Consider the following 23,621-nt stretch of genomic DNA (forward strand, 5'->3'; position numbering starts at 1 on the left):
AAACTTGCATGGTGACCTTCTATCGATTATAGAGTTCGAACGAAATCTATAATGAAAGAAGATCAAAATGCGTGTAAGTCGCGTTCAAGCTTCGGAAAATCGCCAAGCCGTCATTGAAACCGCGAGCCGCCTTTTCAGGCAGCATGGCTTTGATGGAATTGGGCTAAAGGGTCTGATGGAGGCCGCTGGATTGACGCAGGGTGCGTTCTATAAACAGTTTGTATCCAAAGAGGATCTCATCGCACAGGCGTCTGCCCGGGCTTTGGAAAGTGCAACCCAGCAGTGGTCTACGGCAGCAGCAGCTAACCCTATGGATGAGTTGCAAGGCGTTATCGCATTTTATTTGAGTGCGGCACATCAAGACGAAAAGATGGAAGGCTGTCCTGTCGTGGCACTTGGTTCGGATGCCGCCCGGCAAGGCGCCACCGTAAAGGCTTCATTCGAAACAGGAATAAAGACGTATCTCGGTATATTGGAACGTATGATTTCCGAAAAGGACGATGAGGCGACAAAGGGGAAAGCCTTGGCCATTCTCTCCATAATGGTTGGGGCAATGACACTTGCGCGCACTGTTAACGACCAAGCCCTCGCTCAGGCTTTCTTCGATTCAAGCATTGAGCAGGTTAAAAAGATCACCGCGTCATGAGCAAAAAATGCTGCTCTCCTGCGTTCTGCAGTTGAGTCGACCCTTTAAGCGCGGATTGACGTTCGCGGATATTTTAGCGCAGGGATCAATGCTGAACACCGCATTGAATTGGCCGGATCAGAACACGTCGGTGAGAATAAGCTCTCGGGAAGCGGAAGATACAAACGCTATGCGGTACTCCGCGAGCACATAGGATCATTCCGCATCGGGCGCATTGAGTGTGAAACGTATTCCGTACCGCCTTTGGGCTTCAACTTTGTTGAACCACTTGTTGATGAGGGCAATAAGAGTTTGCGAGGAGAGTGCGCGAGTAAAGACGAGCCTCTCTTCTTCACGATTTAGTGCTACTGGATGACAGTGCGAGGTAGAGAAAAGGTTCTGGGTCAAGACCCAGTACGAAAGCCGCCACATGTTGACCATGCGACTACAAATGCTCTTCGATTCCATGACAAAGGAGATGTGACATGGTGGATTCTGACCGGATCGATAGCCTGATCGCAGCGGTGCCGCCCGCCTTGGCTCTTCGCGCCGGGCTGGATCTTGGCATATTCACACAGATCGGTGGCGGCGCGGTAAGTGCTGACAGCCTTGGAGCCGCACTCAAAGTCGACCCCGATCGTCTGTCGCGGCTCCTCTATGCACTTGCCAGCATCGGTCTCCTCGAAGTCAAGGACGGTCAATTTCGCAACGGAGCCGAAGCGTCAGCCTTCCTCGACGCCTCCAAGCCGACCTATCGTGGCGGCGATCATACACTCCTGCGCGAGCTCTGGGGCGCTGACCTGCTGACCGCAGATTCGCTGCGACAGAACCGGCCAACTGCGCTGCACGACTTTTCCGAAGCGGGACCCGAGGCCGCGGCAGCTTTCAGCCGCATGCTCGCACCGGGCGCGATGATTTTCGGACGACAACTGGCCCGGGAGATGGATCTCTCGGCGATCCGTTCGGTGATCGACATCGGCGGTGGCCCCGGGACCATTCTCGTTGGACTTCGCGAGCAGCAGCCGCAAATTGCGGCCACGCTGATGGAACTCCCAACGGTCGCAGCGGTCGCGCCAGATATCCTGTCAGAATACGGTGCTGACGACGTGGTTGTCGAAACGGGGGACATAACGGTCGCACCATCGATCGGTCGGCACGATCTGGCGATCCTGAAGGCCGTCGTTCAGGTCCTTCCTCCGGACAAGGCGCGCATGTCGATCCTGAACGCAGCACGTTGCCTCACACCCGGAGGCGAGATCGCAATTGCGGGGTGGGGTGTCGTCGATGATGACCGCCTCGGCCCGCCTGAAGGTGTCTTTCTGAATCTCACCTTCTTGAACCTCTATCGCCACGGCGAATCGTACACTGAAGCCCAGTATCGCGCGTGGATGAGCGAGGCTGGGTTCCAGAATATTTCCAGATCGCGCCTGGCAGACGGCTGCACATTGTTTCGTGCGCGCCTCCCCGGCTGATCGCGACCTTTGAAAATGTGAAAGAGGATAGAATGAAGAGACTGACTTCCGGTACCAATTTTGTTCGATACGGTCTCGGCGAGATCGAAGTGATTGCGCTGCGGGATGGCTATATAGACATGCCCGCCAGCCGTTTACGTCAGGCAGGCAACCAGCCGTTCAAAGATCTTCACAACCAAGTCGAGTTGGTCGGTGGTAAGCTCCGGCTCTCCGTTAACGCCTTCCTGATCATTGATGGCGACGAACATATCCTCATCGATACGGGAGCGTCGAACTCCTTAGGCTCGACGATGGGCGAACTTCTTCTTGCATTCGAGGAAGCCGGTGTTGAGCGTGAAAAAATCAGCACGATCGCATTGACGCACACTCACGAAGATCACGCTCATGGTTTGGTGGCTGCAGATGGTTCGGATGCGTTCCCAAAGCTCCAGCAGCTTTTCGTTGCAAGAGCCGCAATCCGGCTGTTCGACAAGATCGAGCGGGTTGCCCGCTTCCGCCAGCTTCGCACATCGATCGACGGTGGTTTCAAGCTAAGCTCGAGCGTCACGGCCGTAGACGCAGCCGGCCACGAGGTTGGCCATACCGCATATGAAGTATCGAGCGCCGGTGAAACGTTGATTATCTGGGGCGACATTGTCCACGTTCAGTCGATTCAGTTCGACCGGCCGGAACTGACCTGGGAGTATGATGCCGATCAGGATATGGCCCGTTCCAGCCGTTTATCGATGCTTCGCCTTGCCACGCGCCCCAATGTATATGTGGCCGGCGCGCATCTTGCCTCTCCGGGTGTTGGCAAAATCAGCGAGAATGGCTCATCATTCAGCTACATCCCATTATAGAGCCGCAAGAGCCAATTCAGGGACCGCATAGGGACGAATCCCATGGCGGTCCACGTTGGATCATATATTCTCAAACCAAGTGAGATTCATTATATGAAGCCGCCCTTCCCTCAACGCTATTGGACCCGGGCGTCCATTGATTTTTTGTCGAAGAAATTGGCGTTGCCTTTCGACGAATGGCAACAGGATTGGCCGTTCGAGGTCGCTGATCCCGGTTCTCTGGACGTCTATCTCGCTTTGTATGACGACAAGACAATTGACGACGATATTCTTTTCACGCTCGCAGATCTCATCATCCAATCCTTTGAAGATTTGGATGACGACTTGTCGTCGGATGCGCGCTGGTATCAATTCCTGATTCGCCTCTCGGGAAACTTCCCCACGCACGCCTGGCAAGTCTGGTATTGGTCGGCGGCAGGTCAACGTGAACCGTCGACTTGGCGGGTTTCTCCGTGGATGCGGGATTTGTTGCGGAATAAACGAGCGCCCTGAAGACAACGGCCCTCGCTTGCTACGATTCATCCTTTCCAAGCTGAACTGGCAACAGAATACGCCAGGCTGCAGCCAATGCGGCGATTAGCATGAGAAGCACGGCGGCAATTGCCGTAGCAGCAAAGCCGAAACTGGAATAGAGCGGCCCAAATGCAGTCGTTCCAACAAACACCGCAAGGTAGGTGACCGCGCTGTTCAGCCCCATGATCGTGCCGCGCCGCGCAGGATCGAGCGCGGTGAGACAGGTTACAAGCACGTTCAGCCCCACATGATTGGCGGCGCCCCAAGCCGCGACAAGCGCCAAGGTTAGGCCGAAGTGGCTGCTTGCAGCGGCCATTGCGAGATAAACGATTGCAACGATCAAATAGGCGAACGGCATTATTCGGCGCGCACCGAGGCGATCAATCACGCCATCCAGAAACACAGCCATTCCAAAGCCGATGCCATAAGCAAGGGCTGCCAGCCCATTGGCGCTGACCGGGCGTCCGAGCCCGGTATGAAGATGATCGCCGAGATAGCCGTAGACCCCATAAAACGCGGTCATAAATGCCCCGCAAGCTACAAGAAGCGGCACTATCCCCGGAATGCGCAACGCTTCCAAAGGCGTGGGTGCCGGATCGTTCTTTCTGATATCGTGCAGCGATGCCATTGTTAGTCCGAGAACGGCGATAACGGCTAAAACGGCAACTGCCGCAAAAACCGCACGCCAATTCACCAGGTCTGCAAGCACAGCCGACAGTGAAACGCCTGCGACCATGCTGAGCGTCCATCCGGTCAACACGACACCAATTGTTCCGCTTTCCCGGCCCGGCGGAGCGATGGCCGCCGCAGTAACGTAGATTGCCGGCATGGCTACTCCGGCAGCAATACCGGCGAGAAGCTGTGCGATGACCAACACCATCAATGATGGCGCTATCGCGCTGGCAACCAGCGCCACAGCCAAAAAGCCCAGGGCGCCCCGAAGCATATTGCTCGCGCCGATGCGATCAATGTAACGGGCGAGAAACAGGGCACTCGCGGATGTACCCAAGCCGAAGGCTGCAGATGCAGTCATTACCCCCGGAACACTTGTTGCAAAGGAAGAAGCGACGGCCGGAGCTATTGGGCCGAGAACCAAAGAGTTGGACCCGATCACCGCTATACATCCCGTGAGGAGGTAAGCAAGTGCAGGAATCGGTGGCGCTGATGCCAATTTGGCTGATTGATCAATCTTCGACATATCGCCATAATGACCGTATTTAATTCAGCATCAATGGGTATTACGCAGATGAATGAAGAAGCAAATGATATTCTGCAGAAAGTGACTGCCCGGCGTGAACTGGATGTGATCGACCGAAAAATATTAGGCGTCCTCGTGGACGATGCAACCGTCAGCTATGCTGAACTTGGTGATCGCGTGGGACTTTCACCGCCCGCGGTGCACGAACGCGTGAAGCGGTTGCGGCGCAGCGGATGTATTCGTGACACCGTGGCACTTGTCGATCCCAAGGCCGTGGGCAAGCCATTGCTGGCATTCGTCCATGTTGATACCAAGGGCTGGGGGAAGACCCCGGAACTTATGGCAATTTCCGAGCTTCCGGAGGTCGAGGAAATCCATTCGGTGGCTGGCGATTCGTGCATGCTGCTGAAGGTCCGCACCGAGGATACGAGGGCACTGGAAGGCCTTTTGTCACGGCTCTACGAAACGCCCGGAGTGACTTCTACGCGCAGCTATGTCGTATTATCGACTTATTGGCCTGCCCCCATGAGGCGATCCGGGTTTAATGTTAGTGCAGACTTGGTCTGATTGCCATCACTGGCGTTGAGGCTGGCCCATTTTGAGACGGCCAGACAATAGCCACGGGAGCAGGTGATCTGTAACCCAAGGATGAGTGGGGTCGGATAGTATTGTAATGCCGTCGCCAATTCTCGATGACGATTTGTGCCTCCTTAAGTGTGTAGAAGATTTCTCCGTTGAGCAGTTCATCCCGAAGCTTTGAATTGAAACTCTCACAATAGCCGTTCTCCCATGGACTACCCGGCATGATGTAGGCGGTTTTGGCACCGACGGCAGCAATCCACTCTCTCAAGGCCTTGGCGATGAATTCAGGGCCATTGTCGGACCGGATGTGACCAGGAATGCCGCGCAGGATAAACAGATCAGACAGAACGTCGATGACATCCGTCGCCTTCAACTTTCTGTCCACCCTGATGGCAATACATTCCCGTGTGAATTCGTCGATCACATTGAGCATACGGATTTTCCTTCCATTGTGCGTGCGAGCCTCAACAAAGTCATAGGACCAGACATGGTTGGGGTATTCCGGTCGAAGCCGGATGCACGAACTCTCATTCAGCCATAAACGTGTGCGCTTGGGTTGTCTGTGTGGAACTTTGAGCCCCTCACGCCGCCATATCCGCTCAACCCGTTTCACATTCACCACCCAACCCGCACGATGCAGCATCGCTGTGATGCGGCGATATCCGTAGCGGCCATATTGGAGAGCAAGTGCAATGATGTCGGCGGTCAGTGCCGCTTCATCGTCCGGTGTTTTCAAGAGCTTGCGCTGTGTGGATCGATGCTGGCCAAGAACCCGGCATGCCCGTCGTTCGGACACGTCAAATTCCTCAACCACATGCTCCACACAGGCACGGCGGCGTGCGGGGCTTAAAAGTTTCCCTTTGCGGCCTCAGCAAGGATCATCTTGTCCAGCGTCAGATCCGAAACAGCCCGCCGAAGACGCGCATTCTCCGCTTCCAGTTCTTTCAGCCGCTTGACCTGATCACCCTTCAAGCCGCCGTATTCGGCCCGCCACCGGTAATATGTTACTTCCGTCACACCTATCGATCGAATGGCTTCTGCCATCGACTTCCCCCTGCGAACTTAGAACATCTACCTGACGCAGTTTCATGACAATCTCTTCGGGCTTGTGTCGTTTGCTTGGCATTCTCAATATCCTTTATCGGCTCAAAAGCCATACTTCATAAAGGACCACTTTCAAGGGGGCAGGCCAGTGTTGTCCGGCACCAGAAAAAATGCCGTTGGACCTCTTAGAGGCAGCGCATAATGCGTTGTCAAGCAAGAGAAGTATGATCTCAGAAAAATTCAGACAAATTGCGCCAAAAACTTAAATCTTGGGTAAAAACCACAGTAAACGTTACATAAAATTGCTTCTGTATTAATAAGAGAACATTAGTTCAAGGTGATGCTTGTGTCTGTTATTAGGGCTTATCAGACGCAAAAACGCGGTCTGCGGCGAAAATCGGGTAAGCAACAATGCCAGCTAATACGACTGCAATCGGCAAGTGATCCTTCATTTGATTTACCCGAATTTGTTCTCAAAGAGAGGCAGTCACGCTTGCACGGCCGCCAGCATTGATGCGCCCGCATAGAGCAGGCCGAAAGTGACACCGAATGCTACGACGGACAAGACCAATCCCATCAACGTTATCAAACCATCGCGTTCCATAAGGGCAACGGCTATGACTGTCAGAGCAAATACAGGCATGAGATTGCCAAAGGGTATAGGCAACGCAATGATAACGGCCAGCAGAAACACCGGGATACCGAGCAGCATCTGCACCGAAGTTCCCGTGAAGGCCTCAAGGCGGCCCGGGCGCATATGTCTTTCCACCCGTGCAATAATCGGGGCTGCATGTTGAACAATGCGGCTGATGATTGCGGATGAAATCCGGCGGCGGCGCAAACTCTGTGGCAACCAGATGGTCTGGCGTCCAACGATGATCTGGAGCGAGACCAGAGCCAGAGCCGTTCCGAAAACCATGCCGAAGGGACCTGGGATCGGGGTAATGGCTGGCAGAGCCAGAAACAGGATAATAAAGGCCGTACCCGTTTGCCCCATGGCAGAGAGTATGTCCCCAATTTCAAGCCCGCCACGCGACTGGCTAAGCGCAGCCAACTCATACAATCGGGTCGAGGCTATTCCCTTACTTTCGCGTGGTTGATTATCCTGCACTGTCTTTTGTTCTTTCGCTGTTTGAGCCCGAATAGGAAGGGCAATGCAAACCATATAGGTTTAAAACCACATTATTGAAGGAGTAGATCAATCTCGTTCCAAGCTTATGACAGGTGGCAAACTGACATATATGCCGCCGAAAAGCCGGAACCGATGGATTTTGGAGTATTTTATAGGAGCGGCTATCAATTCATCGCTGGTCATTGCCAGCCAACGATCGCCAGTTGTCGCCTCTGGCAATGCTCGACATTTCACACACATTCCGTCATAAGCATAAACAAAGAATACCCACGGGATGGCATCAAAACCGTTATGGCTGATCATCATCAAACATTGCCGCCACTCGAATGGATCAGGGTTTTCGAAGCTGCAGGGCGGCTCGGCAACTTTACCGCAGCGGCCAATGAACTGGGCCTGACACAGGCTGCGGTCAGCCAGCGCATCAAAAACCTCGAATTGCAACTGGGCGCGCAATTGTTCAATCGGCAGGCGCGCGGGGTTATCCTGTCCATCCAGGGAGAATCGTGGCTGCCGCACGTCCAGAGCGCGCTGAACCAGCTCCTGCACAGCACCGCCAATCTGTTCGAACTGCCGCGCCGCAAGATCACCGTTGCGGCGTCATCGTCGGTCATCGAACTCTGGATCGTACCGCGGCTCCGCAACATCGCTCAACAGCTTCCGCACGTTCAATTGTCATTTGAGACAATCCAGCACCTGCCGGACTACGAACGATCTGAGGCCGATTTCGAAATCCGTTTTGGCGACGGCAATTGGCCTGGACGGGAAGCCCAGCGGCTTTATGCGGAAGAACTTGCCCCCGTCGCCTCACCTGCCCTCGTGCAGGAAAACGGGAATTGGGAAACCTTGCCGCGCATCGCGACATCCGGCCCGAGAGACGGCTGGCGCGATTGGTCGATTGCGACAGGGGCCGACATACAGCCCGCACCGAGCCTGCGTTTCGACACGTTCGTGCAGGCATTGAGAGCAGCAGAAGCCGGAGCTGGCGTTCTGCTCGGATCGCTGCCGCTGTGCGACAGCGCCATTCAATCCGGATATTTGATCTGCCTTGCCGACCGCGCGCTGCGCATGGAAGCAGGCTATTGGATCACATGGCCGCGCAACCGCCCGACTTTCGCCGAGCGGGGTATTTTGATTGATATCCTTCGGGCACCGGCGGCAGAGCAGAACGCATAAATTGAGTTCTGTCGGGCAGTTTTTCCGCCTGAAATTTGACGGCCAAAGAATCCGGTTTGAATATTAGTTTCCATGCACCCGGCGGGCATTGTTTACGATGGCCGTTATCACGGTTTCGTACAATTCGGGCGGGAGATCATGACCCATACCTTTGATCACCATGAGTTCAGCCCCGTTAATATTCGCAGCGATATCCTCGCCCGCCGCCGACGGCACGAGTTTGTCAGCTTGCCCATGAATGACCAGCGTTGGGGCAGTGATGGCCTTTAATTGCGCGCGAATATCGCCTGTGGCAGCAAGAGCGGCGATCTGCCTGCCAAACCCTCCGGAATTATATGCCCGCTTGAACTCACGCAAAGCTTGAGCACGCTGGGCGGTCTCATCGAACAGATAGGCCGGGCTGGCGATAATCCGCGACGCGGCAACGCTGTGATCAAGAAACCCCGCTTCATCAATCAACGGATCCGGGGCAGGACTGATAAGGGTCGCCATCGCATCAGGCGCAGGTGGAGGCAGTTTCGGATTGCCTGTACTCGACATGATCACGCTCAGCGACAGACTGCGATGCGGATAAACGCTTGCCGCCAGTTGCGCAATCATTCCGCCCAATGATCTGCCGACAAGATGTGCCTGCGCAATGCCAAGTTCATCCAGCAGGCCAATCGCGTCGTCAGCCATGTCATAGAGCGTATAGGGCACGCGCGGCTTCAAACCACGCGAGACAGCTTCCGCCACGGCAGCCAGATCGGGTACTGGATCACTGAAATGGGTCGAAAGGCCAACATCGCGATTGTCGAAACGAATAACCCGGTAACCCTGCTCCGCCAGATGTTCACAAAACGGAACCGTCCAGCGTATCATCTGCACGCCAAGGCCGGAGATCAGCAAAATGGGTTCAGAATCCCCGGATCCGAACGTATCGTATTCGATGGCAATCCGGTTTGCTACGACCTGGGGCATGGCGTGGTCCCTCTTTCCATTCGCGATTTTGACACCCGATACCCGCTGCAAGCGTACGAATATACGCAACCAACAAGCGATGGCTGGACAAATATACCCGGGTAATTTAATGACAGTCAATATTACCCGTATAATATTATTGGCGATGCCAAGACATCGAACAGGCAGGATATGAAACACGACGAGAGAAAGGCTGCGCTTGCTGCCTATAAGGAACGAAAAACGGTTGGTGGGATTTTTGCCATCCTGTGTATACCGACAGGTCAGCGCTGGGTCGGACGTGCACCGGATCTTGGCACGATCCAAAACCGCATCTGGTTTACCTTGCGCCAAGGCATCCACCGGCAACGCAGCTTGCAAGAAGCCTGGAACGGCTATGGCGAAGCTGCATTTTCGTTTACGGAAACCGAACGCTTCGATGATGACCTTCCTGCCTATGCACGAGACCGGATATCAAAGGACAGGATTGCCCACTGGTGCACGGAGCTTGGAGCGAAAGCTATTTAGAGGTGGCATCCGTGACTTTATCGGTCCACGCAGCAACCTTGCCCGCCAATGTCTTGAGATGATCGGCAGCCGTGAAACCCGAGACACCCTTGCGCGGTTTCAGGTCGTGGTCGCCATCCTCGAGCCAGAGAATCTCGATAGCGCTGGAGAGTGTGTAGCCGGACACTTCTTCACGCGTACCGAACAGGTCGCGGGTTCCCTGCGCAATAAGCGCCGGGGTTTTCAGCTCGGCAAGGTGCGCCGTACGCAGTTGATCTGGTTTTCCGATGGGATGGAACGGGTAACCAAGGCACAGCAACCCCTCAACATCCCCGGATGCATGGAGCTCGTCAGCGATCATGCTGGCAATCCGGCCGCCCATCGATTTGCCGCCGATGAACAATGGGCCTTTAACATCCAGCGCCTTGATAGCAGCCAGATATTGCGGAATGAGTTTTTCCGCTCGGGACGGCGGTTTACGACCGGCAGAGGTCCGGCGGGCCGCCATGTAATCGAATTCAAACCGGGCAATGCGCGATCCGGCTGACGCCAAAGCTTGAGCGATGCCTGTCATCGCTGGAGAATCCATTGCACCACCGGCTCCATGAGCAAGCAGGATCGTATGGTTTGCCCCAACAGGTCCGTCAAAAAGGAAATTGAAAGCCATTTGGGCTCATACCCTCGTCGTAATTTGCCGGTCAGCAGGCGGAATTTATGGAGTTTTGCTTAGCCTGTGAAGAGGCACCACACTGCCCTTCCTTTTCACGCTGCCTGGGCGACAAGAGCACCCAATGAATAAGGCCCGGATGGTATCCATCCGGGCCCGTTCTCTCACCCAATACGGCACGATTAATCGACGGAAATCACTTCACCGGTACGCCGGTCAACGCTCACGCGCATATCGTTTCCACGTCTGTCCGTACCCTCCACTATGAAGCGGGACCGGGTGCGGTCAACATTATCGACGGATCGCAGCCCTTCAGAACGTGCAACGCGGACGGCTTCCCGTTCACTGATATCCATGCCCCGCCGCATAGGCCGATCAACACGCGGCTCGACAAGACGTACACCGTCCGGGCCAATCTGCAATGACTGCGAGAAAGACGGCGCGACAGACATCAGTGTCAACGCTGCTGCACCTGCAATAGCTAAACTTTTAAACATTATTCCCTCCATGCTCCTGATTAAAATTCATTTGCATCTTAGAGGAAACGCGGGTCGCGGTCTGTAGTTCCAAATGAATCTCACATCTTAATCATTCGGCAGCCATTTGCTTTTCCTGGAAAAGGTTGCGGGTACCCTTGGTGAAGTCCGCTTTAACAGCGGCAAAATCGCTGGCTGAGGTCCAGTAGCGCAGTGTAACCGCAACAGACGTGTCCGTCAGATCGGAGGCAAAAGCGGCAGGCGCTGGATCGGATAAAACGCGCTTGTCGCCGGTAGCCATTTTCACAAAGGCTTTCTGAATCTGATCAATATTGCCTTCGCCGTCGATATTGATGCTGATATCATTGCGCCGGACACCGTTGCGGCTGAAATTCTTCACCGGTTGAGTCCACAGGGTTGAATTCGGCGCAAGAAGGTAAACACCATCGGCTGCCCGTAACCGCGTTGCAAACAAGCCGATTTCTTCGACCGTGCCGGTAACGCTGCCCACTTCAACATATTCGCCGATCCGGAATGGCCGTAGCGCCAAAAGCACAATGCCAGCTGCTATGTTTTGCAGCGTGCCTTGCAGAGCCAGACCAATGGCTAATCCGATCGCACCGATCGCAGCAATAACCGAGGCTGTCTGGATGCCAAACTGACCAAGCACCATAACGATAACGAGCCCGAGGACAGCATAGCGCGCAATTTTTGAGAAGAACCGCCGCAGCGTCAGATCAAAGCCGCTGACCTGCCCCAACCCGGCATACAGCCATCGTTCGACCAGCCCGGCAACGATATAACCGACCACCAGCAGGACGATGGCACCTATAACCGAGAAGGAATAGGTGACCACAAGAGCACTCGCCTGCTGAACACCGGTTTGGATAGCACTGATGGCGTTTTGGGGATCGAGTTCCATAGGCAATTCTCCTTGTCAGGGACTTCAAACGAAACTTTTAAAGTATCGGCATGGTTCCCAAATTGGTCTGGTGCCGCAGATGCTGCCTTTTGGCAGCCGCGTTTTCTGTGGCTATTTTCATCGCATATGGCGGCGGCCACACTTTTGACAACGCAACCGCACGATATGCCATTTCAGGGCTTGCGCCGAAACCCGCTGTCTGATTCTTTGCGGGACATTGGGGTACGGAGAAGCTTTGATTCTCTGCGCTAGCCCCGTCTTTAAATGACATACCTGCATGCCGGCAATGATCACCGGTCAGGAATAAGGATTACACGATGTCGATTAACCTGCAGAAGCCGGAAATTTCCGAGATGAAACCGAATATCACTGTGTTCGGTGTCGGCGGAGGTGGCGGCAACGCGGTCAATAACATGATCCGCGAAAACCTGCAGGGCACCCAGTTCATCGTGGCCAATACCGATGCGCAGGCGCTTTCCATGACGAAAGCCACTCGGCTGATCCAGCTTGGCGCCAATGTTACGCAAGGTCTCGGTGCAGGATCGCATCCGGAAATCGGACGGGCGGCAGCGGAAGAAAGCATCGACGAAATCATGGACCATCTGGCCGGCACGCATATGTGCTTCGTCACCGCCGGTATGGGTGGCGGCACCGGTACAGGCGCCGCACCTGTAATCGCGCGCGCTGCACGCGCTGCGGGAATTCTGACTGTTGGTGTTGTGACCAAGCCGTTCTCGTTTGAGGGAACGCGCCGTATGCGCATGGCCGAAGAGGGTCTGGAAGAATTGCGGGACAGCGCTGATACGCTGATTGTCATCCCTAATCAGAACCTTTTCCGCGTTGCCAGCGCCAGCACGACATTTGCCGATGCCTTTGCTACCGCCGACCGCGTTCTCTATTCCGGCGTCGCCTGCATCACCGACCTGATGGTGCGCGAAGGCCTGATCAATCTGGATTTTGCTGACGTGCGCTCCGTTATGCGCGATATGGGCCGTGCCATGATGGGCACAGGCGAAGGCACCGGTCAGGGCCGCGCCCAGGCTGCAGCCGAAGCTGCGATTGCCAACCCGCTGCTGGATGTGGAATCGATGAAGGGTGCCAAAGGCGTTCTGGTGTCAATCTCCGGCGGCCGCGACATGACCCTGTTCGAAGTGGACGAAGCCGCTACCCGCATCCGTGAAGAAGTGGACGATCAGGCCAACATCATTCTTGGCGCAACGTTCGACGATGCATTGGACGGCGTTTTCCGCGTATCGGTTGTAGCGACCGGCATTGATGTCGCACGTGCTGCAACACTCGCCGATGGTGCAACGCCGGGTTCGGTGCTGCCGATGGCGCGCCGTCAGGCTTGATCTGCTTCCAAAAGCAATTGAATTACGAATAAGACAATCAGGGGCGGCACTTTTTCAAGTGCCGCCCCTGACGCATTGTATTCTAGTCTTTCTTGCCGGCTTCGATATCTAGGGCTGCCTGATTGAGGATTTTGCCGACACGTTCGACTTCCGCATCATCCCAGCCATGGCTGTGAAGTTTGAGTGCGGTTCTGAGCGTATCCATGGCGTGCATGATCGCCTCAGGCGCGCGTTGACCTGCCATTGAACGGGCAACCATACCCATCCGCATGCGGACGGCATCGACAAGGTTCTTGTTCTCGGCCAGATAGGCCGTGCCTTCCCCGGTGATGGTGTAAAGCTTTTTTGAGCCTTCGCTCGCCTCGGCGCTCAACTGACCGATTTCCTCAAGAAATGTCAGGGACGGATAAACCGAGCCGGGGCTCGGCGCATAGGCGCCGCCAAACAGTTCCTCGATATCCTTGATCAGTTCATAGCCGTGACGCGGCCGCTCGGCGACCAGCGCAAGCAGCACCAGACGCAGATCGCCAGAGGCAAATACCCTGCCCCCACCACCTCTGCGGCCAAAACGCCCGCCACCACCGGGGCCTTCTGGACCACCGCCATGACGGCCGAAGCCGCGTGCCATTGCATGGAGGAAAAACCGCTCGTCGCGGTCGGATCGTTCGTGATTACAATTTCTAAACATTGCTTATTCTCCTTTTCATATCAAAAGATATATCGTTTGAGTCTATCTGTAAACAATAACTTTAAATTGCATCGTAAAATGTATCGCAGGAAAATGGGATACAAGCGGCGGATGAAGGAAAATTCGTTGGGAGAAATCGGCAAGTGGCTATGCCCGCAAGACACGGCAGTAGCCCGGCGTTACATTCGTCAAAGTATGCAAGCTATTGAATATATTCAAATTTAGATGAGTGGTGAACGTACCGTCCGGCTGTCACTTCACGCGGAAATAAGTTCCCGCAAGCGAGCCGTTCACGCCGCAATAAGCTGGGGACTCACCTTCACCCAGTTTCGGGTTTTCCTGCACGTTGAGAACAGCGCCTTCCAGTTTCAGGATCAAAGTCGAGTCGGATTGGTCATCAACGATGGATAGCCGCCTGCCCTCCGGCTTGGCCTTGCCGCTTGCATCGCAAATCCAGCGCCCCGCGTACTGGTCCACCGCAGTGGCAGCAACAGACAGCATGCCTCCTGCTTCCCGCTGGATAACAATCCGCCCGCTCAGCGTCTCCCATGTCCCGGCAAAATCCTTTTGCGTACCGGTTTGAATAGAGGCGAGGAACTCCGCGCGGCTACGCATCGCTTCGTCAAGAAATGCCTTGTTCTCTGCCGGAGTTGTGTGCGTTGCGTTTTCGCTGAGGGAACTATCACGGACACCAATGAACAGTTTCTGATCGTTGGCGAGAGCCTTGCCCGCGTCCGGATCAAGCCTGATCCGCAATTGCTGAAATGCATGGGCAATGGCGAGATCAACCTTCGCCAATGCCGGATCGGCACAGATGGCCTGTTCAACATCGCTGGCAGCCTGCGAACATTTGAACGATGGGCCGGAAGCGGCCATGGAAGGAGATGGTGAAAGGCAGGGCAAAATAGCGAGGAGAAACCCTGTGGCAGAAATTGGTCGCATCGTAACGTCTCTGGTTTCAAATCGCCGGTAACAACTTCACCCCATACTATCGGTCTGCAGCGACAAGACCATCCTGCCGCGAATAAAATCGCGTTTACACGGGCGATGGTCAAATCGTGCTGTCAACGTTGTCAGCCATTGGGGCGAGAGATCAACCAGTAGCGTTTCAACACTCCTGTCGAGCCGGATAGGTTCAAGAATCGATCAAAACAGAGGGAGAAGACGCTGGTTCATTTGGCTTTTCTTGCGTCAATTTCTTCTGCTTCCTGACGGGTGATACCGATATCGGCGAGCAGATGATCACTCAACTTGCTGACCCGCTGCTCGTTAGACCGGTCTACTTGCGCGCGGGCATTTTTCCACGCTTGTATGATGCCTTTCTGAATGACCAAGAGAAGGGAGTGGCTTTCCCGCTGCTTTGCAATGTGATTAAACTCTACACTTTCAAGTAGACCAGTCGTCTTGTAAATAGACATGATATAGCTCCTTTTGTTTGAGGCATCCTCGCAAGGCGCCCTGCGTCAATGGTTATTTGTGGTTCGTCAGCAGGCAGTCCAGCGTCATTGTCATAAAGCGCTGTAGTGGCGCGATACTGCCCTCAGTTTTCATGCGGACAAGCGCGCCTTCATAGGCATCGATCAGAAAGGCAGCTGTCTGGTCCGGATCGAGATGCGCGGGCAATTCGCCCACATCCCGCGCCTCACGCAGAACAGTCTGGAAGTCACGCTGCCATGCAGCAAAAGCGCGGTGCAATTCCAGCCTTAGAACATCACTATGCGCTGCAATCGATTGAGCAAGATTGCCGAGCAGACAGCCGCCGATGGGATTTTCTTTGGCATATTCCTGCTCATGATGGACAAAATATGCGCGCAAGCGTTGCAAGGGCGACTTGCTCTTATCAGTGAGAAGACGGGTGCGAACCCCCTGATTGCGTTCCAAATAAAAAGCAAGCACCGCCGAGGCGAACTCCTCCTTACTGGGAAAGAAGTGATAGAACGACCCTTTGGGTACGCCAGCCGATTTGAGGATGGGACCAATCCCCGCTCCTTCATAACCATGCGAGAGAAGAGCTTTCAGCCCTTCCTCCACCAGCACCGTGCGTGTATCGATCTTCGTCATGGGTGAATAATAGACCAGTCGTCTAAAAAATGCAAGCCGGGCACAAAAGATGATTGACCGCGCATAGTCCAAGCAGCATAGCGTCTGCTATTTTATCATTTAATCAAATAGTTGCGCGGCCCTGATGACTCAAACCCTCATATCTTCGACGAGACTGGACGTGATTGATTTCCGAACAATGCTCAATTGACCGCTGCTTCACGTGCATGGCGACAGGCTGAGGCGGATACGACGCCACTCGCGATATGCCTGCGTCGGCCAACAGGCAGGCGCTCTTTTCAAACCTGCTTGTTCAGCGGTATTTGCTGGTCGAGACAACGCGAAGAAGTTTGCGCGCCGCCATATCGCAGCTCACAGCGAGCTCCACAGGGATTTCCGCCAAGGTGCGCAGATTTCGTTCGCTTTCGAACTGCATGACGGAAAGCGCGATTCCAACCGATGGCTTGCAACGTCCATGCAGCGAATCCACGAGCATTTCGCGTCCGGTGAAAAAGCTGCTCAAATCATAGTTGCGCAAATAATCGTCAACCGCCGCACGTGCATTGAGAAAAGCAGATTTCCACACTTCCATGATTTCACTATGCAGCACCACGGCATGCCGCCACCGCTCCTGCTGCTCAGCGGCATTGCGCGAATCCTTGTAAGCTTCAAGCCGCTTGCGCAATTCGTCGCAGAGCGCAGCCAAGGGACTGATCTTTTTTGAATCAAGGCTTCGGCTCCGCTGATCAGTTCAACGGTCTTCGGATCCATATCAATATCTTGGGAATTCTCCCAAACGGTCAGCATGGTCATCCATTCCCTCGAAAATAACCGTCCCTGAAACATATGGCCTGTACAACACCGGGCTGTTTCCCTTGAACGGGCCCGAATCTGACGACAGGCAGCGGATGGTTTATTGGCATTCCGACTGTGGTTGTGCGATTAGCATCTGTAGGATCGAAAACAGCTCGTATTTGTCCAAACTGTCGTCATTTTCCAGCAGAAGCGAACAGATATGCTGGGCTTTCGCCGCAAATTCTTCCAGACTTTTGGCCGGATAGGTCAAAACAGCTGTTCTTGCGTGATGTTCCACATCGGTTGCCGCCGCAAGGCGACGGTCCAACGCAGCATCTTCCTGACTAGAATCTGCACAATCCGTGCAAGCCCGGACGATCCACTGCAACTCACGTCTGGAATGTTTGTGCCGTTCAAGCACAGCTGTAAATGAAGGAGTGCGCTCGGCAGGATTAACCCGGACACCATCGATGGTAATGATAGCCAAAGTCACGCCGTGAGGTCCCCTGATGCACCGCTTCGATTTCGCTCGGAACACTATGCCCTTATCTTCAGAAAAATAGGGACAAAGCTGTCCCTATTTTGCGCTTTGTAGAAATCGCACTACTCTCTTATGCGCCGCTGTTTTTTACAGAGTATGATGGCGTGCAATCGGGAATGCGCGTGATGGCAATGTCGGAACAAACATCCAAGCATACACAGGTGCTGATCATTGAAGATCAACACCTGATGCGACTTGCCTTGATTCATGAATTACAGGCGGCACTGCCGGCATCCATCGTGCATGGAGCGGCCAACATAACGATTGCTCTCGATTTGCTGGAATCGCAGCAGTTCGATCTCGTGGTTATTGATCCAGGTCTTCCGGGTTATGATCCGAAATCGCAAGATGACCGTTTCGATGTTGTTCAGGTTGTCATAGAGTTGTCACCTGACGCCATTCATTTTGTCGTCACGGGTTCGGATACGGAGGAAGAGTGGGAACATTGCCAGAAACTCGGCGTCGTCGGATATCTGGCCAAGAACAATATAAGGCCAGGAGCCCTGGTGGATGTGCTTCAAGAGGTTGCCGAGCGCGGTTATAGCGTCAGGCTTTCTAACGAGACAACAGCACCGCCAGAGTTTTATCATTCGGGCCTTACACCACGTGAACAAGAAATACTCGGCTGGATGCGCCAACGGCCATCAGGTATCAGCCGCAAAGAAATATATGAACAGCTCGGGGAACGCTTTGATATCGACGCGGCATCGGCAGAAAAATATTATAAACGAGCACGCGCAAAGCTTTTGAAGACCGGGCTCCTGCCAAAGGGGCTATGATGGGGACATTTTTGGAATTGCATAGACGAAGACACATGATGGCAGAAGCAGGAACGCCCAAAACTGCCACCTCGGAAAATACCGGCCACAAGGGGTGTGGGTACTTCAGGAAAAATCTGGCTGCTTTTCTGGCGACGGCATTGTTGACCTGTACCCTGATGATCCCCGGCGTATCACTTGCCAATGACGATCCGGCAATGATCCAGATGCAGTCCGTCACGGGTGATCCGCTCGCAACGTTCACACAGGAACAGCTGAAACAGGCTTTCCCCATGGTGGACATGATAACGGAAACACCCTGGACCAACGGCGTCAAAATCCATTTTCGCGGCCCATCGCTGAAAGACATGGTGGCCAAATACAAGATCGGCGACAAAACCAATCTCGAAGTTGCCGCTTTCGATAATTACATTATAAAAATCACCATGGAAGAAGTGAGCGAGTTCGCCCCGATCGTCGCGCTGGAAAGAGCGTGTTCGGATGATGAAAAGAAAAACGGCACCTGCCCCAAGGGTCAGGATTATATCCCCTTGTCACTGGATGATGGCGGGCCCTTCTATATAGTATGGCCTTTGGCCAAACTGCCCAAACCCTATGTGCCTGCCCGTAATTCCATATGGGTTTGGTTCGCGACGTCAGTCCGGCCGGCCGACTGATCATGAAACTGGACAAGTATCTTGATCCGCTCTTCTACATTGTGTTGATCGGCGCAGCATTGCTCTGTTCCTGGTCGTTCATACGAGCAGATCTATACCGTATCCAGACCAATGAAATCATGAGCCAAACCTTCGAGGTTCAGGTTCGGGCATCGCAGGCGCGGGAAAAGATCGCCAGCATCAAGGGATATTTGACACTGGCCACCCGGGCGGGCCAGGTCGAACCTCGACTGCTGCAAGAAGTCACGCTGATGAACTTCAATCTGAAGTCTCTGGAAAAGCTTGATTACGCTGATCGGTTTCTTGACGCGCCTGACATTGCCGCTTTAAAGAAAACTATAGCCACCGTCGATACCGTCCTGATACCGCAGATCAAGGCGGGCAATCAATTCGACAAGGCGCTGCAAACTGTCCAGACCATTGAAACGGATATTTTCCGCACGGCTGGCTCGACTTTGGCACACAGTATAACGCTGCAAGGCACGGCAACCATTGCCGCTGACGTGGCGAGAAACAAGCTGCTGGGCGCGGCCGGAGCGCTCATTCTCACAGGACTACTGATTCACCAGCGCAACCTGCTGGCGCGGCGCAAAGATCAGCACATCCGCTCTTTCTCGGCACTGTTTGCGCATATGACACGCACCCGCATTGCGGCTCTGCGGCTCTTTCTCGGCTATGTCGGCAATAACAGCATTCCTTCGTCGGAAATGACCGAAGCAGCGCGGAGCACCATTGCCGAGCTGGAAAGCATCAATGAGGGGCTGATGATGATCGGTCACTCCAAGACACAATTCAAGAAAGTGCAATTGGGTGAGCTGCTGGCTGACATCGTCTCCAAGAGCCCGATCAGCCTGCAGCTCGATATCGAGCAGGCTGCCCGAACTTCCCTTATTCCGGCATCTCAGTTCCATCTCATCATCGATGAGCTCGTCCGCAACGCAACCAATGCAGTGGCGACACGCCCGGATCCGATGATTGCCATCCGGGCGAGCGTCAACCGGCGCTTCTTGCAACGCCCGCAACTGGTGCTTGTCGTTGCCGATAACGGAATTGGGATGAGCCCTTCTACGCTGGCGAAGGCTAAGGAGCCGTTCTTCTCGACCAAAGCAGGTGTTCACCTCGGGCTTGGTCTCACCAATTGTATGGAATTGGTAAAAACCATGGCTGGTAAATTGAAGATCACTTCGGTGCCCGACGTCGGCACAACGGTCCGTATCAGCTACGCACTCGACAGTTGAAAATGGGCGTGTTTCAGTCAAAACGGATTGTTTAGAATTAAGTGTAACCGCGCATAGCTTTGTTCACTTGTTTCTGGCTGAATAGGCTGAACACAACCTATTCGGCAATAAATGAACATTGACAACCCATGGATGACGAAGTTCGGCGCGCTCTCGCCGTTCAAACAGGTCGCGATTATGGTCGGCATGGCCGTCATATCGTCCGATATCCTTGCCGTGCTTGGCTTTTACATCGTTGGCCTTGAGACACCCTATCGGGTTGCCGCCGTTACCACCGGGATTGTGGTGCTGGTCAGCCTACCCCTCGGTGCATTTCTGGTCGCCTTGAACTTTAAATTGAAGCAATTGGCTGAACAGCTTGATCTGGAATCGCGCAAGGACGATCTCACGGGCCTTCTCAACCGGGCTGAATTCTATCTGCAGACGCAGCGCCTCTTTGCAAGTTCGCGCCCCATCGACAGTGCCGGTGCCCTCCTCTACATCGACGCCGATCATTTCAAATCCATCAATGACCGGTACGGTCATGCCAAAGGCGACGATGTCATCCACGAACTTGGCCGCGTCATCAAATCAAATATCGGCGAACGCGATCTGGCAGCACGTATCGGCGGTGAAGAGTTTACCGTGTTCCTCACCGATGCCGATCTTGGAAGAGCCAACTGGATCTCGCATAAGATCCTGATTGCCATCCGCAGCATCAGCAAGGAATTGGAGCTTGATGCAACGCCCGTTACCGTCAGCATCGGCGTCGCACTGCATACGCCCGGCCAGTCGCTGGAAGAGGCATTGGCGGTTGCAGACAAATATCTTTATTCAGCCAAGCATCAGGGCCGTAACCGGGTCGTTTACGGCTGAAATCACGAAATTGCCCAACCCAATATCATTGATAGGCGCACAGACAGCAAAAGAAAAAGGCGGGATAAAATCCCGCCTTTCGTTATTTAATATGGATTAGCTCTTCAGGCGGGTATTGCACAGGCTGTAATAACCGCCACCCTTCTGGATCCACTTCAGACCACCAAGCGTGTTGCTCTGCTTGTTGGCATAGTACTGTTCAAGGCATGTATGCATACGGGCCTTGCCAGCGCTTTCAGTGGAGTATTTTGCCGAGATAGCGCGCGGGAAAGCAACGCCAGCCGGAGCAGCCGTAGTGGCTGCTGGCGGTTCATCCTTGTAGGTCGCAGTTTCAGGTGCCGGTGCTGTGTCATCAGCCGCTGCCGTGGCGCCGCTGCTGCACTGAGCCTTGCGGAAGTCGTTCCACTTCTGGCCGCCCAATGTTCCGGCAGCCTTGGCTGCCTGATACTTGGCACTGCATTCCTTCATGGTCAGGCCACCGGCTGCTGCACCGGTATCTGCTGGTGCAGTTGCAGTCTTGGCGGCTTTGGTTGGTGTAGCGGCTGGCGCAGCAGCTGCCGCTCCATCACTGCACTGAGCCTTGCGGAAATCATTCCACTTCTGGCCGCCCAGTGTGCCCGCTGTCTTGGCAGCCTGATATTTGGCACTGCATTCCTTCATGGTCAGCCCGCCGCCGGAATCCGCCGGAGCGGCGGCTTTCGGGGCTGCTGCCGTTGTCTTGGCTGCAGGTTTGGTTGGCGCTGCCGGAGCAGCGGCTGCTGGCGTCGCATCGGCGCACTGGGCTTTGCGGAAATCATTCCATTTCAAGCCGCCAAGCGTACCGGCATCCTTGGCAGCCTGATACTTGGTACTGCATTCCTTTGCCGAAAGAGCATAGGCCGGTGCAACCGTAAATGATGCCACGCCAATGATTCCAGCCAGTATAAGATTCCGTGTGATGGTCATTTTGAACTCCCTCAATTTCAACGGCGCTATTTCAGAAACTGGCACCAGATGTAGGTTTCCCCCAAAACCCATAGTCTTCCCATGTGATGAAATGATTATGGCTTAAATTAGAGAAGTAACCAACTGGAATTACGCAGGGGCAGTATTCAACAATTCCGACAAAATATTGCAGGATTCCAATTGATTACCATTATGTCTTGCCAAAAAGCCGTTTTCCCGTGCGCCTGCTGCAAAAGGCCTGAAATGAACACTCGAAAGGATTTTTTGTCAGTGTCGTCAGAATCAAGCTCCTGGAAAATGCCTGACAATCATGGGTTGTCTTTGTCAAAGCGTCATTCGACCTGACGTACAGGGCCTGCGACGCCTTGGCATTTACCCGGACAGCCGTTTTGTTGCTAAATGATCAGGAGCTTGAAAATCGCCAACGAGCAACGAAGGAAATTGAATTGACGGCATCGCCCACCTTTCCCACGGCCATTTTCCGCACCTATTCTGTTGCGGAACTGTGGGCTGACGGCGTCGTCCATATGACCGGCGTTGCTCTGGCAATAGCTGGCGCAATCACCATGCTCGCATTGGCGCCCGGCGAGGCGACGAGCTATGCCGCAATGACCGTCTATCTCGCGACGCTCGTTCTTTCCTTCACACTTTCAGCAATCTACAATATCTGGCCTGTATCACCGGCGAAGCTTTTTCTGCGGCGCTTCGATCATTCCGCGATCTATCTGCTGATTGCCGGAACCTACACGCCTTTCATGGCCAAGAGTGGCACTTGGTGGTTGCTGTCAATTGTGTGGGCAATCGCCCTCGCCGGTATTCTGCTGAAACTCTTGAAACCGCACCGCTTCGACCGGCTCTCCATTGCGCTTTATCTTGCACTTGGATGGAGCGGGGTCGCCGGCTATCAGGAGCTAACCATTGCGCTGTCGGCAACGGTGATGTGGCTTATCCTTGCAGGCGGGCTTGTCTATTCCTTTGGCGTAATCTTCCACATTCTTGAACGCATGCGCTTTCACAACGCGATATGGCATTCTTTCGTTCTGGTTGCCGCATCCATTCATTTTGCCGCCGTATGCAGCGCGGTCGCCTGACTTGTCAGATTTAAGAAGATCAGACTACGCGCTTTCCGTCTTTGTCGATCACGACCTCGCCATCTTCCTTGACGAATGGTTTTTGTTTCCGGTTCGGCAGAATGTCTAACACCAGTTCAGACGGACGAGCCAGGCGGACGCCTTTTTCCGTGACGACAAAGGGCCGGTTAATGAGGATCGGGTGGGCTTCCATCGCATCGAGCAATTGTTCGTCGTTCAATGAAGGGTCATCAAGCCCAAGCTCCGCGTAAGGCGTGCCCTTTTCGCGCATGGCCTCGCGTACCGTCATCCCGGCCCTGCGGATCAGATCCTTGAGTTCCTGCCTCGCCAGCGGGATCTTCAGATATTCAATAATTGTCGGCTCGATACCGGCATTGCGGATGAGAGCCAGCACATTACGGGACGTGCCGCAGGACGGATTGTGATAGATGATAACGTTCATGACGTGACTGTCGTACCTGCCAAAGCTGGCCCCAGTCAATCTGAGACGCCGCCGCGCAATCACCCAGCCATTTTATCTTCCTCCACAAACACAGCAGACTTGAGACATGG

At 54.2% G+C, this 23,621-nt stretch carries 26 protein-coding genes and 2 pseudogenes; 13 read left to right on the plus strand and 15 right to left on the minus strand.

All coding sequences use genetic code 11. From position 1 onward, the window contains the following. Positions 1-67: 67 nt before the first annotated feature. From HB779_RS16210 to HB779_RS16225, 4 genes are all read left to right on the plus strand, one after another. The gene (locus HB779_RS16210) at positions 68-646 is read left to right on the plus strand and encodes a TetR/AcrR family transcriptional regulator (protein ID WP_188343315.1); all 579 of its coding nucleotides are present in this window, start codon (positions 68-70) and stop codon (positions 644-646) included. Between the two features lie 464 nt (positions 647-1,110). After that, positions 1,111-2,097 (plus strand): methyltransferase, encoded by a 987-nt coding sequence (locus HB779_RS16215; RefSeq protein ID WP_188343316.1) that lies wholly within the window; start codon positions 1,111-1,113, stop codon positions 2,095-2,097. Positions 2,098-2,129: 32 nt separating this feature from the next. Continuing rightward, positions 2,130-2,936, plus strand: a complete 807-nt coding sequence (locus tag HB779_RS16220; protein WP_188343317.1) for an MBL fold metallo-hydrolase — start codon at positions 2,130-2,132, stop codon at positions 2,934-2,936. Positions 2,937-2,978: 42 nt separating this feature from the next. After that, a complete protein-coding gene (locus tag HB779_RS16225; RefSeq protein WP_188343318.1) occupies positions 2,979-3,428 on the plus strand; it encodes a hypothetical protein in 450 nt (149 codons plus the stop codon). Between the two features lie 19 nt (positions 3,429-3,447). Here the strand turns inward: HB779_RS16225 and HB779_RS16230 are convergent, their stop codons facing one another. Further along, positions 3,448-4,647 (minus strand): MFS transporter, encoded by a 1,200-nt coding sequence (locus HB779_RS16230; protein WP_188343319.1) that lies wholly within the window; start codon positions 4,645-4,647, stop codon positions 3,448-3,450. Positions 4,648-4,695: 48 nt separating this feature from the next. On the opposite strand from HB779_RS16230, the gene HB779_RS16235 reads away from it, so the two are divergent. Then, entirely contained in the window at positions 4,696-5,214 is a 519-nt protein-coding gene (locus HB779_RS16235) for an Lrp/AsnC family transcriptional regulator (protein WP_188343320.1), read from the plus strand. Here HB779_RS16235 and HB779_RS16240 read toward each other — a convergent pair. Further along, positions 5,195-6,355, minus strand: a pseudogene (locus HB779_RS16240) (IS3 family transposase). The gene HB779_RS16235 and the pseudogene HB779_RS16240 overlap by 20 nt on opposite strands. A 405-nt stretch (positions 6,356-6,760) precedes the next feature. Continuing rightward, positions 6,761-7,384: an exopolysaccharide biosynthesis protein gene (locus HB779_RS16245; RefSeq protein WP_244642394.1), complete on the minus strand. Its 624-nt coding sequence runs from the start codon at positions 7,382-7,384 to the stop codon at positions 6,761-6,763. Between the two features lie 312 nt (positions 7,385-7,696). On the opposite strand from HB779_RS16245, the gene HB779_RS16250 reads away from it, so the two are divergent. Further along, positions 7,697-8,578, plus strand: coding sequence for a LysR substrate-binding domain-containing protein (locus tag HB779_RS16250; protein WP_188343322.1), 882 nt, complete (start codon positions 7,697-7,699; stop codon positions 8,576-8,578). Between the two features lie 63 nt (positions 8,579-8,641). Here the strand turns inward: HB779_RS16250 and HB779_RS16255 are convergent, their stop codons facing one another. Beyond that, positions 8,642-9,538, minus strand: coding sequence for an alpha/beta fold hydrolase (locus HB779_RS16255; RefSeq protein WP_188343323.1), 897 nt, complete (start codon positions 9,536-9,538; stop codon positions 8,642-8,644). Positions 9,539-9,709: 171 nt separating this feature from the next. Here HB779_RS16255 and HB779_RS16260 point away from each other — a divergent pair, with 171 nt between their 5' ends. Beyond that, on the plus strand, positions 9,710-10,045 hold the full coding sequence (locus HB779_RS16260; protein ID WP_188343324.1) for a GIY-YIG nuclease family protein: 336 nt from the start codon (positions 9,710-9,712) through the stop codon (positions 10,043-10,045). On the opposite strand, the gene HB779_RS16265 is transcribed toward HB779_RS16260, so the two are convergent. The 3 genes from HB779_RS16265 to HB779_RS16275 all read right to left on the minus strand — a co-directional run bounded on the left by HB779_RS16265 (position 10,038) and on the right by HB779_RS16275 (position 12,089). Beyond that, positions 10,038-10,691, minus strand: a complete 654-nt coding sequence (locus tag HB779_RS16265) for an alpha/beta family hydrolase (protein WP_188343325.1) — start codon at positions 10,689-10,691, stop codon at positions 10,038-10,040. The two genes, HB779_RS16260 and HB779_RS16265, sit on opposite strands and share 8 nt — an antisense overlap. 182 nt (positions 10,692-10,873) lie before the next feature. Beyond that, entirely contained in the window at positions 10,874-11,188 is a 315-nt protein-coding gene (locus HB779_RS16270) for a PepSY domain-containing protein (RefSeq protein ID WP_188343326.1), read from the minus strand. Positions 11,189-11,279: 91 nt separating this feature from the next. After that, positions 11,280-12,089, minus strand: coding sequence for a mechanosensitive ion channel family protein (locus HB779_RS16275; protein WP_188343327.1), 810 nt, complete (start codon positions 12,087-12,089; stop codon positions 11,280-11,282). Positions 12,090-12,406: 317 nt separating this feature from the next. Between HB779_RS16275 and ftsZ the strand changes: the two are divergent. Then, positions 12,407-13,366: pseudogene (gene ftsZ / locus HB779_RS16280) on the plus strand (cell division protein FtsZ); the annotation flags it as partial. A 157-nt stretch (positions 13,367-13,523) separates the two neighbouring features. On the opposite strand, the gene HB779_RS16285 reads toward ftsZ, so the two are convergent. The 6 genes from HB779_RS16285 to HB779_RS16310 all read right to left on the minus strand — a co-directional run bounded on the left by HB779_RS16285 (position 13,524) and on the right by HB779_RS16310 (position 17,457). Next, positions 13,524-14,129, minus strand: a complete 606-nt coding sequence (locus HB779_RS16285) for a PadR family transcriptional regulator (RefSeq protein ID WP_188343328.1) — start codon at positions 14,127-14,129, stop codon at positions 13,524-13,526. Positions 14,130-14,381: 252 nt separating this feature from the next. Beyond that, complete coding sequence (locus HB779_RS16290) at positions 14,382-15,071, minus strand: lysozyme inhibitor LprI family protein (protein ID WP_188343329.1); 690 nt, start codon at positions 15,069-15,071, stop codon at positions 14,382-14,384. Between the two features lie 230 nt (positions 15,072-15,301). After that, positions 15,302-15,547, minus strand: a complete 246-nt coding sequence (locus tag HB779_RS16295; protein ID WP_188343330.1) for a DUF1127 domain-containing protein — start codon at positions 15,545-15,547, stop codon at positions 15,302-15,304. Between the two features lie 52 nt (positions 15,548-15,599). Further along, complete coding sequence (locus HB779_RS16300; RefSeq protein ID WP_188343331.1) at positions 15,600-16,190, minus strand: TetR/AcrR family transcriptional regulator; 591 nt, start codon at positions 16,188-16,190, stop codon at positions 15,600-15,602. Between the two features lie 292 nt (positions 16,191-16,482). Next, positions 16,483-16,875 (minus strand): hypothetical protein, encoded by a 393-nt coding sequence (locus HB779_RS16305; RefSeq protein WP_188343332.1) that lies wholly within the window; start codon positions 16,873-16,875, stop codon positions 16,483-16,485. A 207-nt stretch (positions 16,876-17,082) separates the two neighbouring features. Further along, positions 17,083-17,457, minus strand: coding sequence for a hypothetical protein (locus tag HB779_RS16310; protein ID WP_188343333.1), 375 nt, complete (start codon positions 17,455-17,457; stop codon positions 17,083-17,085). 89 nt (positions 17,458-17,546) lie between these two features. Between HB779_RS16310 and HB779_RS16315 the strand changes: the two genes are divergently transcribed. The 4 genes from HB779_RS16315 (at position 17,547) to HB779_RS16330 (ending at position 21,033) form a co-directional block, all read left to right on the plus strand. Next, on the plus strand, positions 17,547-18,284 hold the full coding sequence (locus tag HB779_RS16315; RefSeq protein ID WP_188343334.1) for a response regulator transcription factor: 738 nt from the start codon (positions 17,547-17,549) through the stop codon (positions 18,282-18,284). A gap of 35 nt (positions 18,285-18,319) precedes the next feature. Further along, positions 18,320-18,940 carry a hypothetical protein gene (locus tag HB779_RS16320; RefSeq protein ID WP_188343335.1) on the plus strand — a complete coding sequence of 207 codons (621 nt, stop codon included), beginning with the start codon at positions 18,320-18,322 and terminating at the stop codon, positions 18,938-18,940. Between the two features lie 2 nt (positions 18,941-18,942). Beyond that, positions 18,943-20,178 (plus strand): HAMP domain-containing sensor histidine kinase, encoded by a 1,236-nt coding sequence (locus tag HB779_RS16325; protein WP_188343336.1) that lies wholly within the window; start codon positions 18,943-18,945, stop codon positions 20,176-20,178. A 111-nt stretch (positions 20,179-20,289) separates the two neighbouring features. Next, on the plus strand, positions 20,290-21,033 hold the full coding sequence (locus HB779_RS16330; RefSeq protein ID WP_188343337.1) for a GGDEF domain-containing protein: 744 nt from the start codon (positions 20,290-20,292) through the stop codon (positions 21,031-21,033). A 96-nt stretch (positions 21,034-21,129) separates the two neighbouring features. On the opposite strand, the gene HB779_RS16335 is transcribed toward HB779_RS16330, so the two are convergent. Then, positions 21,130-21,978 carry a hypothetical protein gene (locus HB779_RS16335; RefSeq protein WP_188343338.1) on the minus strand — a complete coding sequence of 283 codons (849 nt, stop codon included), beginning with the start codon at positions 21,976-21,978 and terminating at the stop codon, positions 21,130-21,132. 446 nt (positions 21,979-22,424) lie between these two features. On the opposite strand from HB779_RS16335, the gene HB779_RS16340 reads away from it, so the two are divergent. Further along, positions 22,425-23,069 carry a hemolysin III family protein gene (locus HB779_RS16340; RefSeq protein WP_371823860.1) on the plus strand — a complete coding sequence of 215 codons (645 nt, stop codon included), beginning with the start codon at positions 22,425-22,427 and terminating at the stop codon, positions 23,067-23,069. A gap of 19 nt (positions 23,070-23,088) precedes the next feature. On the opposite strand, the gene arsC is transcribed toward HB779_RS16340, so the two are convergent. Beyond that, positions 23,089-23,511, minus strand: a complete 423-nt coding sequence (gene arsC, locus HB779_RS16345; protein WP_188343339.1) for an arsenate reductase (glutaredoxin) — start codon at positions 23,509-23,511, stop codon at positions 23,089-23,091. Between the last annotated feature and the right edge of the window lie 110 nt (positions 23,512-23,621).

The sequence above is a fragment of the Phyllobacterium sp. 628 genome (assembly GCF_014189505.1).
In the GTDB taxonomy this organism is placed as follows: Bacteria; Pseudomonadota; Alphaproteobacteria; order Rhizobiales; family Rhizobiaceae; genus Phyllobacterium.